Here is an 18,287-nt window from a genome sequence, read left to right as displayed (position 1 = left end):
TATCAAAATTTTATATATAATCTTGTCAAGTAATTTTGAAACAAGTCTAGTGTTTTTGTCAATATTAGCTAAATAAATTAGAATTACACATAAAAAATCAGTATGTAATATAAAAATTATATAAAAAAACAGGCAGTATAAATTAAATATACCGCCTGCTAATTTCACACAACTTTATATTATTCTTCTAAATATGCATAGAAAAACTTATGAAAACCTAATGGATTATATACAACATCTTTCAATTTAGGATTAACAAGCAAAGGCTCTGTAAAGAAATATATAGGTATAGCTCCCATATCTTCCTGTATAAGTATTTTTTCAGCTTCATGCATAGCTTTCATTCTTATATTATTATCATCAGTAGACATAGCCTCACCTATAAGCTCATCATATCTTTGATTGCTGTATCCGCCATTATTTTGAGTATTGTAGCTAGTAAATAAACTCATCATAGACATAGGATCACTGTAATCTGCTGACCAATAAAGTCTTCCTATCATAAAGTTTTTCTCAAGTAAAGTCTGACCTAATAATGCATTATCTATCTGAGTAATAGTAGAATCTATATTAAGATGCTCTTTCCACATTTGCTGTACTGCTTCAAATATACCTACATGATTACCCGGATCAGTTTTAAACTCTATTACAGGGAAACCTTCTCCATTAGGATATCCAGCTTCAGCCAAAAGCTGTTTAGCCATTTCAACATTATTAGAATATCCTTCTTTTGATACATCATACAAATCACCGCCATTTATTCTAAAATCTCCGTCAACATCATTAACAGCATAAGGCACCCAGCCGCTTGCAGGTTTCTGTCCGCCTTTGGTAACATTTTCTACTATATAGTTTCTGTCTATAGCCAAAGATAATGCTTTTCTTACTCTAGGATCTTTTAAATATTCATTAGTTACGTTTATAGGATAATAATAAGTAGCTATAAGGGGCTTAATCTGTATTAATCCTTCCTCCATAAGTGTAGGTATATCCTGCTGAGGAGGTTCATAAGCCATATGCAAAGATCCGTCCTTTATACCAGCTACAGCAGATGCACCATTTTGCATAAGCACAAATGTTATTTTTTCAGCAACTATACTGTCAGCATTCCAATAATTAGGATTTTTTACCATAACAATATTTTCATCAATATTGCGTTCAGACATAATATAAGGACCATTTCCTATATAAGTTTCAGGCTTTAAAGTCCAACTGTCGCCGTATTGTTCTATTATATCTTTTCTTAAAGGTGCAAATGTAGGGAATGCTGCTACCTCCAAGAAATAAGCAGTAGGAGCTTCCAATTCTACAACTAAAGTATGATCATCAATAGCCTTAACACCTAGAGCATCTACTGGCATCTCACCTCTTGTAATAGCCATAGCATTTTTTACAGGTTCATGCTGATAACTGTATTCGCTTGCAACTTTTGGGTCAACTTGTCTCTGCCAGCTGTAAACAAAGTCTTCAGCTACAACTGGTTTACCGTCAGACCAAGCAGAATTAGTTCTAAGATAAAATGTATAAGTTTTTCCGTCCGGACTTATTTCCCAAGATTCTGCAACACCCGGAACTATTTTATTGTTTCTATCTCTTACAGTTAAACCCTCAAATACATGAGAAATATAAATTACTCCGTATATTTGGGCATTCAAACTTGGGTCTATAGTCTTTGGTTCAACACTAAGATTGACAATAATCCCGTCATTTTCATTTTTACCTTTAGAACATGATATTGAAGAAAGCATTAACAATATCACTAAGCCAATGCTGATAATAGATGATAAAAATACTCTTACACTTTTCATATCAAACTCCATGATTAAACTATTTTTATTTTGATTAGATGTATGAGTTATAAAAAATAATTACTAATCAAATCTATGTAAAAATATTTTATATAATTTTATAAACTTAGTCAATTAAAAAAAATAAAAAGTTATTAAATAAATTAAGACTTTATTATTTTGTTTATGCATTTTCCTGTATTCATAAATTCGAATATATTATCAATAGAGGTAGTTACCATATTGAGTAGTGCCTCATCAGTATAAAATGCATAGTGAGGAGTTATTATAACATTTTTCATTTTAAACAATTCTTCTATAACACTATCTTTTAAAACTATATCTTTTATATTTTTATTAACATATTCTATTTCATTAGTATAAACATCTAAAGCAGCCCCTCCAATATGTCCGCTTTTTAATCCCTCAAGCAAATCTTCATTATTAACTATACCGCCGCGGCTTACATTGATAATATAAACTCCTTTTTTCATTTTATTTATAGAATCCTTACATACCATATCTTTAGTTTCTTTACTTAATGGTATATGATATATTATAACATCGCTATTTTTATATAGTTCATCTAAACTTACATACTCAGCATAATTTTTTATTTCATCTTTTTCTGTTCTTGAATACACGAATATATTTTTCGGATAAAAACCTTTAAGATGTTTTATAGTTAGAGTTCCTATTCTGCCTGTTCCTATAATACCAATATTTAAATTTCTCAATTCCTTTGCTACAAGCCCGTTTCTTATAAAATTTCTATTGTATCCGTTTATAATCAAATTATTATAATTTTTAATGAGAGCAAGAAGAGAAAGTACTGTAAACTCGCTTACAGAATTAGGAGAATATGAAGGAACATTTGCTATTTTTATTCCTATTTTATCAGCATAATCAACATCAATATTATCATAACCTGCAGATCTTGTACTCATATATTTTATACCGTATTCTTTCAATTTATCAAGAACTTCAGAATTTATTTCATCTCTTGCATTAACAACTATACTGTCAAAGCCTTGAATCTCTTTAGCATTATCAATATTTAAATAATGTTTATAGAATGTAAATTTTGTATTGTATTTTTTCTCCATTAATTGAAAAAACTCTAATTCATCATCTAAAAGAGAATATACTGCTATTTTCATAGTTATTTTCCTTATTAATTATCAAAAATAATAAATCTATATAAACATAAAAACTATAAAATATACAAAAAATTTAATTCAATAAAATCAAACTTGAAAAAAGAATACATATATTATAGCAGCAAAAAGAATAAGTATAACAGCAGCCATTCCAAACATCACAAGCTTAAATGTATTAATTTTTGAAAATAATCTGCTTATTAATGAAGGTTTTTTATCGGCATCATTATCCTCACCTTCAATATATACATCTTGAGTAGGATTAAATACCTTCAGTTTAATAGGTTCTAATTCTTCTATTAAACAGCAATATCCGTCTATTAACTTTAATAATATCTTAATAGACTTTTCTTCAACATGTTTTTCTAAAACTTCAGCAGGTACTATATATTTTGAATATTTATCTTTCTTTCCTTTAAGCTCAAGATATATTATATTTTCTTCAACAGTATTAGAATTAATGCTTACCATAACTTTATCGCCTACATTTATATCATTAATAGATTTTCCTCCTATAGGATCAACTATAAATGAGGCATTAATTAACTTATAGCTGGGAGCTTCAGACTGTTTAGCTGCATCAGTATTTTCTTCTAATGAATTAGAATCAGAACTATATGACGCATGCATAGCAGCAGTATTTTCTAATTCTTTAGCTACATTATCCAAACCATTATAAACTTCATCAAAATTAAGTATTTTATGTGCTATATCAAAAGTACCAATATGAAAATCCATAAATCTATTCATACTGCTTGCAAATATATCAATAATAGAAATAATATTATTATTGCTTTGATATATTATAATATTATTAATATTTTTATTATCATTAAAAATATCATCAACGACTTTTTTAAATTTCTCAAATAATTTATTATTTTCATTATTAAGCTTATTATATATTTTTATATGTTTATACAGCTCTAGCAAATCTGTATATGAATTTAAAAATTTTAGAAGTTTATTATCATCAGAAATAACAAAAGCAGCATCCATAAGTTTGCTGTCATATTTATCTATAAAAAACACCATATATATATATTTTTTTAAATCACTATATTCTGCTAATATTTTTATAGCCAATACTTCTTTTCCGGAATCTATTTTTTGAGGAGACATATATTAATTACCTATATAGAAATTTTAACAGTAATTATAAATAAACAATAATAAAATTTCAACCATATCATAGAAAATAATTATGAAATAAACACTTGATTTTTTTAAGTTTAATTATTATAATGGATTATTAAAAATAGCGTTTATTGAAACAATTAATTTTAAGAGGATCTTTATGTCTGAAAACACAAATAAAATACAAAAAAATGCTGAGTTAATATTCACATACATATACAATAATAGAATAATATTTATATCGGGCTTTGTATTATTAATAGTAATAATAGCTGGTGTTTTAATATATAAAGCTAATATAGAAAGTCAGGATTCCGCCAGAAACACTGAGTTTGAATCTGCTTTGGCATTGTATAATGTATATCAAAATGCTCAATTACCAAAAGAGCAATTAAATGATCCTGCATTAATTATTGATATTACTTCAAGATTTCAGAAAGTATACTCAGCTGCCAAAGGAAAAACACTAAGATTAAGAAGTGCATATGCTTTAGGCTGTGTTTACTATGATATAAAAAATTTCACAGAAGCTGAAAAATACTATCAGGAAGTGGCAAATGCAAGAGGTTTTTATTTACAAGATAGTGCAATGTATAATTTGGCAAATACCCAGATAGAATTAACAAATTATACTCAGGCTGCTTCTACTTTAGAAAACTTCACTAAAGCATATCCTAAAAGCTATTTGATACCTCAAGCTGCTTTAACATTATCTGATGTTTATTTGGCACAGAATGATAAAACTAAAGCATTAAATGTGTTAAAATCATGGGTTAGTCAGAACACTAATAATATAGAATATCTTAATATATTTAGAGAAACTATTTCATTAATAGAAAATAATGTTTATTAATATTTAATGTTAATAAATTTATTAAATAAATATATACAAATATATCCATACTTTAATTAAAGGAAAAAAAATTGAACAAGAATGCTCCTCTCATAGTTCAGGGCGATGGTACTATTCTTTTAGATGTTAGTACAAAACATTTTGAAGAAATTAGAAATTTTATGCTTGTATTTGCCGAACTTGTAAAAAGTCCTGAATATATACATACTTACAGAATAACATTAGTATCATTATGGAATGCAGCAAGTTTAAACTACACTTCAGAACAGATAATTGGATTTTTAAAAAAATATACCTCTTATGAAATACCAAAGAACATAATAAAACAAATAGAAACAAGTATTGAAAAGTATGGAAGAATAAAAATTATCAAAGAAAATGAAAAATATTATCTTATAAGTGAAGACAAGAACATAATAGATGAAATTCTGCACTATAAACTTATGACTAAATATATAAAAGCAGAAATTAATAATAACAAATTAGAGATAGATGCCACATACAGAGGTCATATAAAATTAGCACTTATAAATATAGGATATCCAGTACAGGATTTGGCAGGTTATAAAACAGGAGAGCCTTATCATTTTAATATGAGAACAAAATTACCTTCTAACGGTGAAGATTTTGCTTTAAGAGATTATCAAAAAAACTCTGTTGAAGCATTTTATGCAGACGGCAAGCCAGAAGGAGGTGCGGGAGTAATAGCACTTCCATGCGGTACTGGTAAAACTGTTGTAGGTATTGCGGCAATGTACAAAACTCAAACTAGAACACTTATTATAGTTACTGGGGTTACTGCATGCAGGCAATGGAGAGATGAAATACTTGATAAAACAGATATACCTCCAGAAGATATAGGCGAATATAACGGACTAAATAAAGAAATTAAGCCTATAACAATAGCTACTTATAAAATCCTTACATATAGAAAAAATAAAGAATCTCCTTTTGTGCATTTTGAACTATTTTTCCAGTATAATTGGGGACTTATAATATATGATGAAGTTCATTTACTTCCAGCTCCTATTATAAAACTTACAAGCGAAATTCAAAGTATGAGAAGACTTGGTCTTACTGCTACTTTAGTACGTGAAGATGGGCTTGAAAAAGATGTTTTCTGTCTAATAGGTCCCAAAAAATTTGATATACCTTGGAGAGAGCTTGAAGAAAAAAAGTTTATTGCTGAAGCATACTGCTATGATATAAGAATACCTTTAGATGAAAGTCATAGGTCTGATTATGTGGTATCAAGCGATAAAGTAAAATTCAGAATAGCAAGTGAGAATGTTCTTAAATACACAGTAGTAAAAAAGATTATAGAAAAACTTCAGGGTAAAAATATACTTATAATAGGTCAGTATTTGGATCAATTAAATGAGATGAAAAAAAGAACTGGATATACTATTATCACTGGAAAAACTCCTCAGGCTGAAAGAGATATTATATATAAAAAATTTAAAACAGGTGAAATAAAAATACTTATAGTAAGTAAGGTTGCTAATTTAGCAGTTGATTTACCAGATGCTAATGTATTAATACAGATATCAGGAACTTTCGGTTCAAGGCAGGAAGAAGCTCAAAGGCTTGGAAGGGTTTTAAGACCAAAAAAAGGTGAAAATAAAAGCTATTTCTTTTCTATTATTACTACAGATACAAAAGAAGAAGACTTTGCTCATAAAAGACAATTATTTCTTACAGAGCAGGGTTATCATTATGAACTTCTTGATAAAGATTCTTTTGAAGAACTTGAATTTAATAATTAAAAATATATTATTATTAAACTTTAATTAAAAATGATTATTTCTACATAATAATATTCAAAAAATAATTATTTATTAGAGTCAGTGATAAAGTAATAATACTAAAAAATAATTTATCCTATTGGTGTACCATTTTCGCAGTCTTCTTTAGTAGTTAATAATACCACTTCCCCATTATCTTTTACAGCACCTAAAACTAAACATTCAGAGAAAAAATTAGCTATTTGTTTTTTAGGAAAATTAACAACTGCTGCGATCTTCCTTCCTATTAAATCTTCTTTTTTGTATAATTTTGTTATCTGTGCTGATGATACCTTTGTACCTAATGCCCCAAAATCAATTTTTAATTTATATGCTGGTCTTTTAGCTTTAGGAAAATCTTCAGCTTCTATTATAGTACCTGTTCTAATATCAAGTGCCATAAAGTTATCAAATGAGGTTTCATCTTTAATATTATTTTCCATTTTATAATCTCCAAACAATTATCTGACAATATTTTATTTGCATATAAAAAATTGTCAATTAGTAATATTAAAATAAATAATAAGAAAATAATATTTTTAACAAATAATATTTTTAACATAGTAAAAAAAAATTAAAATTCTTTAGTTTGCTGTTTAAATTTCGATATTAATAGCACTATATATAATGGAATATTTTAAACTGAATAAAAAAGGCAATACTAAAATGAAAGGTAAACGCATAATAATAATAGGAGCAGGACTATTACAAGTACCTGCTATACAAATAGCTCAGGAAATGGGACTTTACACGATAGTATTTGATTATAATAAAGATGCACATGGAATGAAAATAGCTGACTATCCTATGGTAGTTTCTACTAGAGATGTAGATGGAAGTGTAAGAGCAGCCAGAGATTTGAGTCAAAAAATGGAAATTAACGGAGTTATCACTGTAGGTACAGATGCTTCTACAACTGTGGCTGCTGTTGCTAATGCTTTAGGGCTTCCGGGAAACAGATTTGAAGATGCATATGCTGCTTCAAATAAAATAAGAATGCGTGAAAGATTTAAAAAAAATAATGTACCTCAGCCTAATTTCTTTCCAGTATGGAATTATGATGAAGCAATAGATGCTTATAGACATTTAAATACGCCTGTTGTAGTAAAACCTGCTGATAATATGGGAGCTCGCGGTGTAATGAAGGTTTCAAATGAAAATGATATACTTGCTGCATTTAATAGGGCAAAAAGTGCATCTCCTTCAGGGGAAGTTATCATAGAAGAGTTTATGGACGGTCCAGAACTATCTATAGATATGCTTATATATAATGATGAAATATATGTTACTGGAGTAGCCGACAGAATAATAGAGTTTCCTCCATTTTTTATAGAGACTGGACATATTATGCCTTCTGCTTTGGAAAAAGAAAAATTAGATGATGCTGTTAATGTAATGAAAGCTGGTATAAAGGCATTAAATTTAAAAATAGGTGCTGCTAAAGGCGATATAAAAGTTACAAAAAATGGTGCTATGGTAGGAGAAATTGCTGCAAGACTATCGGGCGGATTTATGAGTGCCTATACCTACCCTCTTTCTACTGGTGTAAACTTGATAAAAAATGCCATAGAAATAGCATTGGGTAATCCTCCAAGCGATTTAAAACCAAAATGGAATAAAGTTTCTATTGAAAGGGCATTTTTACCCGGTACTGGCATTATAGAATCAATTGAAGGTGTTGAAAACGCTAAAAAAGTTGAAGGAATAAAAGAAGTATTTATAAAAACAAAAGCTGGAGACATACTTGTTACTCCTACAAATAATTTGGAAAAAGCTGGTAATATTATTGCTGTAGGAAATACCAGAGATGAAGCAATAGCAATAGCAAATAAAGCTATGAACTGCGTACATTTTAAATTGACAGATGAAAAAAGTATTACAGCTGAAGAAATAAATAGAATAGCACATGAAAAACTAGCTTCAAAACAAAGTGCCAATTATCTATTTAAAGGTGATACTGACGAAAAAACAGGTCTTTCTCATTACTCTTTTAATCCTAGTATAATTCATGAAGAAAAACAAGTTAATTTAGAAACTAATATATTTAATATGCATTTATCACAGCCAATTATACTAGATACTATATACAATCTTCCTGAAGTAATAGATGGTATAATGGATATAAGAGAATATTATGAAATAGTATTAGATGCTGCTTCTAACTGCGAAGTATTGGCTATATTAAATGATTTTAATAATGAGGAATTATTTGAGCTTTCAATAAGAACTATAAAAGGAAGTAAAAGAGGAATTATCATGATAGATGGTAATAATCCTCATGAAGTTATTTTACAAAGATTAAGAGCTGCAGAAAAAAATGGTGCCTGTGCTGTGGGAATAGATTTATCATACTGCTATAACATCACATCTCATAATAAAATATATGTAAAAAGCGAAAAAGAATTATCAAAAATTATAAAGGAAATAGATATTCCTATAATAATTAAGGGAATATCAAATGAAAATGACATTCATAATGTCAATTCTTCACATGCAAATAGTATATATTTTTCAAATAATAATAAGTATGCATTAAAAGGTATGGAAAAAGTTGCCGATACTATAAACAGAGCAGCATGTAATTTGCATAATAATCATAAAATGCAATTAACATTGCTGGCAGAGTCTCCTAGATATGGAGCTGATACTTTTAAATATTTTATGTTAGGAGCTAACGCTGTTTGTATAACAGAAGAAAGCTTTATTGCTGCTATAAGTAAAGGCAAAAAAGGTCTTGAATATGCACTATACTCTAATAAATTGGAATTAGAAAAAATAATGAAAATATTCGGACAAACTGCTTTAAAATATAACAATGCAATATGGCGAAAGAACTAGGTACTATTTATGGAAGATAAACAAATAAACTTATCTAAATCATATATATACGGCTTTTTTGCTGCTATGATATGCACTTTAATATACAGTGCTGTTATTATTCCTCTTTATATACTTTTAATATCATCAAACCCTGAGAATTTTTTCGTGTATTTGCTTTATGCTCTTGATGTTTGGGTATGGATATGGATAGGCATTTCTATATTATATGCTTTTATCATAGTAATGATGCAGCCTACTAAAAAATATACTAGTTTATCCAAAACTATAGAAAACTTACTTTTCTTTATAGTTACTTCTGTAATACTTATACTATCTCTTAGCTATGTGCCGGAAATACAAAAACTTTTATATAAAAAGGATTATACTTTTTACAGTACAATATTAGCTGTTGGATTATTCTTTATATCAATACAATTATCATACTGCATAAAGAAATTTACAATATTTATGTATAAAACTATATTATATAATTTGGGATATACTATTGAAGATGAAGTAATAGATGATTATGATGAAGATGAATATAAAACAGAAAATGATAATGTTATAAAAATTAATAAATCAGAATATGAAATATTTTCCAGCACTATAAAAAATATAATAGCATTTTCTCAAAGATATAAACATGCTATAGGTATTATAGCATTTAAAATATCAAATAGTAACTCTATTATAAATGAATATGGAAACTCTGCTTATAGAAAGATGCAAGAGGAGCTAATAAAAGCAATAAAGAAGAATGCCAGAATAGGTGAAAATCAATGTTTGCTTTATGATAATATTATATACTCTGTAATTTTTGCAAATGAGGACGAGGCTTGGAAAGCTACTAAAAGATATTTTAAAGCATTAAAAAATTATAATTTTGAATATAATGGAGAAAGTGTAGATATTAATGTATCTATGGCTGTAAGCGGCTTTGATTTTTCTAGTAATGGATCAAACAAAATGTCTGTATTCGTTGTAAAAGATAGTATGATGAGAAAAATTAAAGATGCTTTAAATGAATCAGAAGAAACTGGAAGTCCAGTTATATATTATGAATAAAAGGGATTAGAATCGTGGAAGCTTCATTAATCGTAATATTAGTTTTAATTGTTTTATTAGGTTTTGCCACTCAGTACGTTATTAAAAGCGGCTCATACCCTATCAAACTAAAAAAAATAGTTCAGGCCTACAATGAACAAAATTATGATGTAGCCATGAGAGAAATTAATACTCTAGATCCTAAATATAAAAAAGATGCCAATATATTATGGATGACGGCTAATATGTATTATAAACAGCAGCAGTACATACTTGCTATGGCAGCATTACAAAATATGATAGACGGAGCATATTTTACTAAAGAATTAAGCGAATTAACTGTAAGAGAATTTTTAGCTAGAATATACGAACAAACAGGAAATACAAAGAAAGCTATAGATGAATATGATATGATTACAAAAATAAGAGATAATGATTATGACTCTTTATTCAAAGCTGGTTCTGTTTGTTATCAATATGGAGAATGGGTACAGGCTCAAAAATATCTTTCTTCAGCTGCAGCTCAGAATGACAGCAATCCGCAGTTATTGTATATGCTTGCTGAATGTTTTTATAAAATACGTTCTTACCATGCAGCTCAGCAGCAAATAGAAAAAGCTATTGCATTAGATGGTACTAACCCTTCATACCACTTATTATTAGGTGAAATATTATCTTCAAGCAGAGATTTCCAAAATGCTATTAAAGAACTAGAAATAGCATATGAAAGTAATGAAGTATCTGATAAAGATGCAATATCTTTAAACCTTGCTAACTCATACTATGAGCTTGGAAACTATACAAAAGCAAGAGAATATTATGGACAAGTACTTACTAAAGAAAATATACCTAATGAAAAAGTTGTTGATGAAAGATACAGATATGCTGAAACTTTGGTAAAAAACAAACAGTTTGAAGCTGCTGTTAAACAATGGGAAATAATTAAATCAGTAAGAAATATATACTTAGACGTAGACCAAAAATTAAAAACATACAGTTCTATCATAGCAAACAATGCATTCAGAACCGCCTTGGAAATGGATATTATAGAATATTTGGAAAAATATTTCTACAGAATATTAACATTAAACGGATACGTAGTTACAGATCATACTAAAAAATCTGATACTTTGGTATTCTTTGTTACTATTAAGAAATTTGGTTCTGAAGGTCAGTCGTACAAAAGTACATTTGCTTTAGATACTTCCGGATATCCTATGCGTCAGGAAACAGTAGATCAGTTTATGGAATATGCTAGACAGTACAAAAGTGCTCACTCTTTCTTAATAAGTATAGGAGATTTTGCACCTAATTTGAAAGTAGATGATACCGTAATGATTATTGAACCAGACAGATTTGAAGCTATTATTGAAGGTGTAATATCATTCAGCGACTAGTAAGATTAACTCATTTATATTTATACTCTTTTATTTAATAAAAGGCTGTGATTTTTTATAAGTCATAGCCTTTATTTTTATATGCATTATAATATGATAATAAAAAAGCGGACTGCTATAAAAAAATAGTAATCCGCTTATATTTTATTTTTAAGTAATTATTTAATTATAAACCTAATGAAACAATTACAAAATTTTTGATAGATGCTTCAGAACCCGCTTCTTTAGAGATTTCATCTATTAAACTTTTAATAGAGATTTTATTGTCAGTAAATAATTTTTGGTCTATAAGAACACTTTCAGAATACCAAGCACTCATTTTACCATCAACTATTTTTTCTATCATGTTTTCTGGTTTGCCAGCATCTCTAACTTGTTTTTCAAATATTTCTTTCTGCTCTTTAACAGCATTAGGATCTATTCCTTCTCTATTTAAAGCTAAAGGCTTTTCACTAGCAACATGCATAGCTATTTGATCTGCTATTTCCTGACATTTTCCTTTTGGTTTAACATCAAATTCTACTATAGCAACAAGTTTATTATTGAAGTGGCAATAAGTACCAAAGAAACCGTCAGTTTTCATAACTTTAGCTTCTGCAAGTACTGTTTTTTCTCCCCATTTTTGTATACCCTCATTTATCATACCTTGAATAGTGTCGCCATTAGCTACCTTAGCATTCAAAAGAGAATCTACTGACACATCATCAAATCCCATAGCAGTATTAGCAATTTCTTTAGCTAAATTGATGAATAATTCATTTTTAGCAACGAAATCAGTTTCGCATTGAAGTTCTATGCATGCAAGTTTATTTTTATCATCATTAACACAAAAGCCTATAGAACCTTCTTTAACTGTACGCTCATTTTTTTTAGCAGCGACAGCAGCACCTTTTTCTTTAAGAAGGCGAATAGCCTTATCCATATCACCGTCAGTCTCTTGAAGAGCTTTTTTACAGTCCATAATACCTACGCCTGTACGTTCTCTAAGCTCCTTAATAATATCCATATTAATATTTGCCATTGAAAATTATCCTTATATATTTAATTTTATTGTTTTTAGTTTAATTACTCATCATCTTCTTGAGAAACACCGTATTGTTCAGCAATAGCTTCAGCAGCTTCAGTAGCACTATTGTCATAAACTTCTTCTTCTGGTACCTCACTTGAAGAATCATGTTTAGCCAATGTTTCTTTACCTGCTTCATTTTGTCCTTCTATAACAGCAGAAGCAACAACGCCAGCAAATAAACTTATAGCTCTGATAGCATCATCATTACCTGGTATTGGGTGATCAATAACTTCTGGGTTACAGTTAGTATCTACTACAGCAACTACAGGTATTCCTAATTTTCTAGCTTCGCTTACAGCAATAGCTTCCTGCATAGGATCTATTACAAAAAGCATATCTGGTAAGTTTTCCATATCTTTAATACCAGCAAAGTTCTTTTCTAATCTTTCTTTTTCTTTAAGAAGTAAAATAACCTCTTTTTTAGGAAGTTTATCAAATGTACCGTCAACTTCTTCTTTTTCTATTCTTTTAAGTCTGGCAATACTTTTTTTGATAGTAGCAAAGTTTGTAAGCATACCGCCAAGCCATCTGTTATTAACATAGTACATATCGCATTTTTCAGCAGCTTCTTTTATGCTTTGTGAAGCTTGTTTTTTAGTTCCTACAAAAAGAACATTTCCGCCGTTTCTAGCCATTTCTTTAACTGCATCATATGCTTTTTTAACGTAAGTCAAAGTTTTCATAAGGTCGATGATATAGATATCATTTCTCTCTTGGAAAATAAATGGTTTCATTCTAGGATCCCATTTTCTAGTTGGGTGTCCGAAATGTACGCCTGCCTCTAAAAGGTCTTTCATAACTGGTAATGACATAATCATATCCTTTAAAATAAAATAGAGTACCGACTACGGCACCCTATCCATAAATTTCATACATTATTAAAAAACATTAGTATTATTAAAAATCATAATGCTTTGATTACTTAAAATTAAAGTAACAACGTCTTTTTTAATTATTATAAAAAATATTTAATAATAATTTAAGAGCGTTTTGCTATTACGGAAAAGTTTACCAATATAATCGGTCTTATATATAATATCATAGTATAAAAAAAAGTCAATGATTTTATGAGTAAATCTTTTGTAATTAAGAATTAACTGATATTCCAAAAAATATAATTGCAGTATATAATAACTTAAAATAAATTAAAAAAGAAATAAAAATGAAAATAAGATTAGCTAATGTAGAAGACACTTTACCAATACTTAAAATATACTCTCAGTATATTGACATGCCTATTACTTTTGAATACAAACTTCCAACTGAAGAAGAGTTCAAAAAAAGAATAGAAAATATAACTAAAAAATATCCGTACTTATTATGCGAAGATGAAAGCGGTAAAATAATAGGATATGCTTATGCCAATAAGTTTATGGAAAGAGAAGCGTATAATTGGAATACTGAGCTTTCAGTATATATAGATAATTCCAGCACTTCTAAAGGCATAGGTAAAAAATTATGCTATATAATTATAGATATTTTAAAATATCAGGGAATAAGAAATATATATTCAAAAGTTACACTGCCTAATGAAAAAAGCGAAAAACTTCATTATTCTTTAGGATTTAATCTTATAGGTACTTATCATAATGTAGGATACAAAAATAATAATTGGTACAATGTAGGACTATTTGAAAAAGAGATTTCTAAAAGTCTTGATAAACCTAAAGATATTATAAATATAAAAGATATTGAAAATGAAAAATTAACAGCTATTATCAATAATTTCTTATAATTTAAATACAGCAAATATAAAAAAAGAGGTAAAATATACTATGGAAAAAAGAGAGCTAACAGAAGAAGAAAAAAATGTAATAATTTTTAAAGGCACAGAATATCCGTTTACAGGAAAATATAATGACTTTTTTGAAGAAGGAGTATACTGCTGCAAACAATGCGGTGCAGAATTATACCGTTCAGAAGATAAATTCAAATCACATTGCGGCTGGCCTAGTTTTGATGATGAGATAAAAGGTTCTGTAAGAAGATCATTAGATGAAGACGGCTACAGAATAGAGATAACCTGCAGTAATTGCGGCGGACATTTAGGTCATGTATTTCAGGGAGAACATTTTACTGAAAAAAATACAAGACATTGTGTAAATTCTATATCATTAATATTTAAACCTAAAAAATAGTTTGATACATAAAAGAGGACTTACAGCAAAATATAAGCCCTCTTATATAATATCAAATAACTTATAAATTATTTATTTTTACTTTCTTTTTCTTTTTTAAACTTTTTATAATCTTTTGCAAGCGATGAAACTAAAGGACTTAATGCCAATATACCAAGAAGATTTGGTATAACCATTAATCCATTAAAACAATCTGCTAAAGCCCATACTAAATCTACTTTAAGTGTAGAACCTATAAATATAAATACAACAACTACTAATGCATATACTTTAGCAGCTTTTTGTCCAAATAAATATTTTATATTCTGCTCTCCAAAAAAATACCAAGCAATAATTGTAGAAAAAGCAAAAAATAGCAGACATAAAGCTATAAATATTACTCCAATATGTCCGAATTTCATTTCAAAAGCTTTCTGAGCTAATCCTATTCCTTTTAAAGTTTCTGGTATTAAACTTGGAGAACTCAAATGATAAATTTGTTCTTCTAATATTCCAGAAGTTAATATAACCAAAGCGGTTAATGTTAATACTATAAAAGTAAAAAATACTCCCATCATAGCAACAACACCCTGTTCGCAAGGATGATCCACTTTTGCAATAGCGTGGGCATGCGGAGTAGAACCCATACCTGCTTCATTAGAAAATAATCCTCTAGCTATACCAAAACGCATAGCCTGCTGAATTCCTATACCTAATGATCCGCCAATAACAGCCTGAGGATTAAATGCCGATACAAATATCATGTAAAACGCATGCGGAACTTTTGTTATATTAAGCATTATTAATACAATAGCACCAACTAAATAAGATATAGCCATTATAGGAACTATTTTTTCTGTAAAAGAAGCTATTCTTTTTACTCCGCCCAAAAATATAAATCCAGAAAGTACTGCTGCAATTACACCTATAACTTTTGTATTAACAGGAAAAGAATTTGAAAATGCTGATGATATAGAATTAGACTGCACCATATTTCCCATTATCCCTAAAGCAAAAATAATAAGTACAGCAAATACAACTGATATTACTTTACCTAAAGTTCCTTTATAAGCAGCCTGTATATAATATGCAGGTCCTCCTATAACATAGCCATCTTTATATGTTTTAAACTTCTGAGCCAAAGTAGCTTCAGCAAATATTGTAGCCATTCCCAAAAAAGCAGATACCCACATCCAAAATATAGCACCCGGTCCTCCTGCCACCAAAGCTGTTGCTGCACCAGCCAAATTTCCAGTACCAACCTGAGCTGCTATTGAAGTTGCCAATGATTGAAAAGAACTCATGCCATGTTCATCAGCTGCATTTCCTTTCAATGATACTGAACCAAATGTAGATTTGAAACTGTCTTTAAACTCTCTTATTTGTATAAATCTTAAACGTATAGTAAAATATAAACCTGTACCGCATAAAAATATAAGTAGTGTATAGTCCCATAAAAATGAATTAATTCTCGAGACTAATTGTTCAATAATGTACATCAACTCTCCTATAATAAATGCAAAAAATATCCTTTCTTACATTTATAAATAAATTAAGATAAAAAATATTACTAATAACATTATTAGTAAAAAATAATAGAATGTAAAATTAGATTTAAAGTGTCTGACAAGATAAAAACATGTCAGACACCTTAAAATTAATAAAGTATAATTTTTTGAATTAATGAGAAATTATATTTATTATTTTTTATTAAAATTATTATATTCTTTGAATAAAGCAGAAGCAACTCCGCCTAAAGCCAAAAGTCCCAAAAGGTTTGGTATAACCATTAACCCATTGAAAGTATCTGCTAAAGACCATACTAAATCAACTTTTAATGCTGAACCTAAAAGTACAAATGCTACTACTAATACAGCATATACTTTAGTAGCTTTTACACCAAATAGATATTTAATATTTTGCTCTCCAAAGAAATACCAGCCTACTATTGTAGTGAAAGCAAAGAAGAACAAACATACAGCAACAAAAACTACTCCAAAGAATCCAAATCCCATTCTGAATGCTTCCTGAGGCAAACCTACTCCTTTCAATATTTCAGGTATATCAGCAGCAGAAGTTAAAGGATATATTTGAGTTTGTAATATATTGGAAGTAAGTATTACTAAAGCAGTTAAAGTTACAACTACAAATGTATCAAAGAATACACCTATCATAGCAACAACACCCTGTTCGCAAGGATGTTTAACTTTAGCCAAAGCATGTGCATGAGGAGTAGAACCCATACCAGCTTCATTAGAAAATAAACCTCTTGCAACACCAAAACGCATAGCCTGCTGAATTCCTATACCTAATCCGCCTCCTATAACAGCCTGAGGATTGAAAGCACCTGTAAATATTAAAGCTATAGAACTAGGAAGATTCTTAATATTCATTATTACAATAATTACAGAACCTATAATATAGAATAAAGCCATTATAGGAACTATTTTTTCTGTAAATGATGCTATTCTTTTTAATCCGCCAATAAATATAAATGCAGCAATTACAGCACATACTATACCAACATAAATAGGTTTAACACTAGGAAAAGCATTAACAAAAGCACCGCTTATAGAATTAGACTGAACCATATTTCCCATAAATCCTAAAGCTAGTATAATAAATACAGCAAATAAACCAGCTAAAAATTTACCGAAAGCTCCTTTATAAGCAGCACGTATATAGTAAGCAGGTCCTCCTATAACATGTCCATCTTCTGTTGTAGTTTTGTATTTCTGACCCAAAGACGCCTCAACAAATATTGTTGCCATACCAAAGAATGCAGACATCCACATCCAAAAAATAGCACCTGGTCCTCCAGCTATCAAAGCTGTTGCTGCACCTGCTAAATTACCAGTACCTACTTGAGCGGCTATTGCTGTTGCTAAAGATTGGAAAGAACTCATACCCTCTTTGTCCGCTGCCTTACCTTTTAAAGAAAGACCTCCGAAAGTTCTATTCCAACCATCTTTAAACTTAAGTATTTGAACGAACTTAAGTCTAATAGTAAAGTAAATACCTGTTCCGCATAGCAGAATTATTAGCAAATAATCCCATAAAATACTGTTTACTTTAGCTACTATGTTTGATATAACTTCCATAATAAACTCCTATGA

General features: G+C 29.0%; 15 protein-coding genes. 7 read left to right on the top strand and 8 right to left on the bottom strand.

Annotated features, from left to right (window positions below):
• Positions 1–179: 179 nt before the first annotated feature.
• The 3 genes from BMUR_RS13725 to BMUR_RS13715 all read right to left on the bottom strand — a co-directional run bounded on the left by BMUR_RS13725 (position 180) and on the right by BMUR_RS13715 (position 4,069).
• A complete protein-coding gene (locus BMUR_RS13725; protein WP_013115146.1) occupies positions 180–1,808 on the bottom strand; it encodes a peptide ABC transporter substrate-binding protein in 1,629 nt (542 codons plus the stop codon).
• 143 nt (positions 1,809–1,951) lie between these two features.
• Positions 1,952–2,947: an NAD(P)-dependent oxidoreductase gene (locus tag BMUR_RS13720; RefSeq protein ID WP_013115145.1), complete on the bottom strand. Its 996-nt coding sequence runs from the start codon at positions 2,945–2,947 to the stop codon at positions 1,952–1,954.
• A gap of 87 nt (positions 2,948–3,034) precedes the next feature.
• On the bottom strand, positions 3,035–4,069 hold the full coding sequence (locus BMUR_RS13715; RefSeq protein ID WP_013115144.1) for a hypothetical protein: 1,035 nt from the start codon (positions 4,067–4,069) through the stop codon (positions 3,035–3,037).
• Positions 4,070–4,244: 175 nt separating this feature from the next.
• Here BMUR_RS13715 and BMUR_RS13710 point away from each other — a divergent pair, with 175 nt between their 5' ends.
• A complete protein-coding gene (locus BMUR_RS13710; protein WP_013115143.1) occupies positions 4,245–4,937 on the top strand; it encodes a tetratricopeptide repeat protein in 693 nt (230 codons plus the stop codon).
• A gap of 71 nt (positions 4,938–5,008) precedes the next feature.
• Positions 5,009–6,703 carry a DNA repair helicase XPB gene (locus BMUR_RS13705; RefSeq protein WP_013115142.1) on the top strand — a complete coding sequence of 565 codons (1,695 nt, stop codon included), beginning with the start codon at positions 5,009–5,011 and terminating at the stop codon, positions 6,701–6,703.
• A 110-nt stretch (positions 6,704–6,813) separates the two neighbouring features.
• On the opposite strand, the gene BMUR_RS13700 is transcribed toward BMUR_RS13705, so the two are convergent.
• Positions 6,814–7,164, bottom strand: coding sequence for a tRNA-binding protein (locus BMUR_RS13700; protein ID WP_013115141.1), 351 nt, complete (start codon positions 7,162–7,164; stop codon positions 6,814–6,816).
• Positions 7,165–7,387: 223 nt separating this feature from the next.
• Here BMUR_RS13700 and BMUR_RS13695 point away from each other — a divergent pair, with 223 nt between their 5' ends.
• The 3 genes from BMUR_RS13695 to BMUR_RS13685 are packed head-to-tail and all read left to right on the top strand — an operon-like array spanning position 7,388 to position 11,985.
• Positions 7,388–9,559: an ATP-grasp domain-containing protein gene (locus BMUR_RS13695; protein ID WP_013115140.1), complete on the top strand. Its 2,172-nt coding sequence runs from the start codon at positions 7,388–7,390 to the stop codon at positions 9,557–9,559.
• Positions 9,560–9,568: 9 nt separating this feature from the next.
• A complete protein-coding gene (locus BMUR_RS13690) occupies positions 9,569–10,609 on the top strand; it encodes a hypothetical protein (protein WP_013115139.1) in 1,041 nt (346 codons plus the stop codon).
• 14 nt (positions 10,610–10,623) lie between these two features.
• Positions 10,624–11,985, top strand: a complete 1,362-nt coding sequence (locus BMUR_RS13685; RefSeq protein WP_013115138.1) for a tetratricopeptide repeat protein — start codon at positions 10,624–10,626, stop codon at positions 11,983–11,985.
• Between the two features lie 166 nt (positions 11,986–12,151).
• On the opposite strand, the gene tsf is transcribed toward BMUR_RS13685, so the two are convergent.
• Positions 12,152–13,006: a translation elongation factor Ts gene (gene tsf, locus BMUR_RS13680; protein ID WP_013115137.1), complete on the bottom strand. Its 855-nt coding sequence runs from the start codon at positions 13,004–13,006 to the stop codon at positions 12,152–12,154.
• A gap of 44 nt (positions 13,007–13,050) precedes the next feature.
• Positions 13,051–13,866: a 30S ribosomal protein S2 gene (gene rpsB / locus BMUR_RS13675; protein ID WP_013115136.1), complete on the bottom strand. Its 816-nt coding sequence runs from the start codon at positions 13,864–13,866 to the stop codon at positions 13,051–13,053.
• Positions 13,867–14,216: 350 nt separating this feature from the next.
• Here rpsB and BMUR_RS13670 point away from each other — a divergent pair, with 350 nt between their 5' ends.
• A complete protein-coding gene (locus tag BMUR_RS13670; RefSeq protein WP_013115135.1) occupies positions 14,217–14,789 on the top strand; it encodes a GNAT family N-acetyltransferase in 573 nt (190 codons plus the stop codon).
• Positions 14,790–14,829: 40 nt separating this feature from the next.
• On the top strand, positions 14,830–15,192 hold the full coding sequence (locus BMUR_RS13665) for a methionine-R-sulfoxide reductase (protein ID WP_013115134.1): 363 nt from the start codon (positions 14,830–14,832) through the stop codon (positions 15,190–15,192).
• A 68-nt stretch (positions 15,193–15,260) separates the two neighbouring features.
• Here BMUR_RS13665 and BMUR_RS13660 read toward each other — a convergent pair whose 3' ends face one another.
• Entirely contained in the window at positions 15,261–16,670 is a 1,410-nt protein-coding gene (locus BMUR_RS13660) for an alanine/glycine:cation symporter family protein (protein WP_013115133.1), read from the bottom strand.
• 201 nt (positions 16,671–16,871) lie between these two features.
• A complete protein-coding gene (locus tag BMUR_RS13655) occupies positions 16,872–18,272 on the bottom strand; it encodes an alanine/glycine:cation symporter family protein (protein WP_013115132.1) in 1,401 nt (466 codons plus the stop codon).
• Positions 18,273–18,287: the final 15 nt, after the last annotated feature.

Origin of the sequence: Brachyspira murdochii DSM 12563 (assembly GCF_000092845.1) — a bacterium.
In the GTDB taxonomy this organism is placed as follows: domain Bacteria; phylum Spirochaetota; class Brachyspiria; order Brachyspirales; family Brachyspiraceae; genus Brachyspira; species Brachyspira murdochii.
This window is presented reverse-complemented; position numbering and strand designations above follow the sequence as displayed.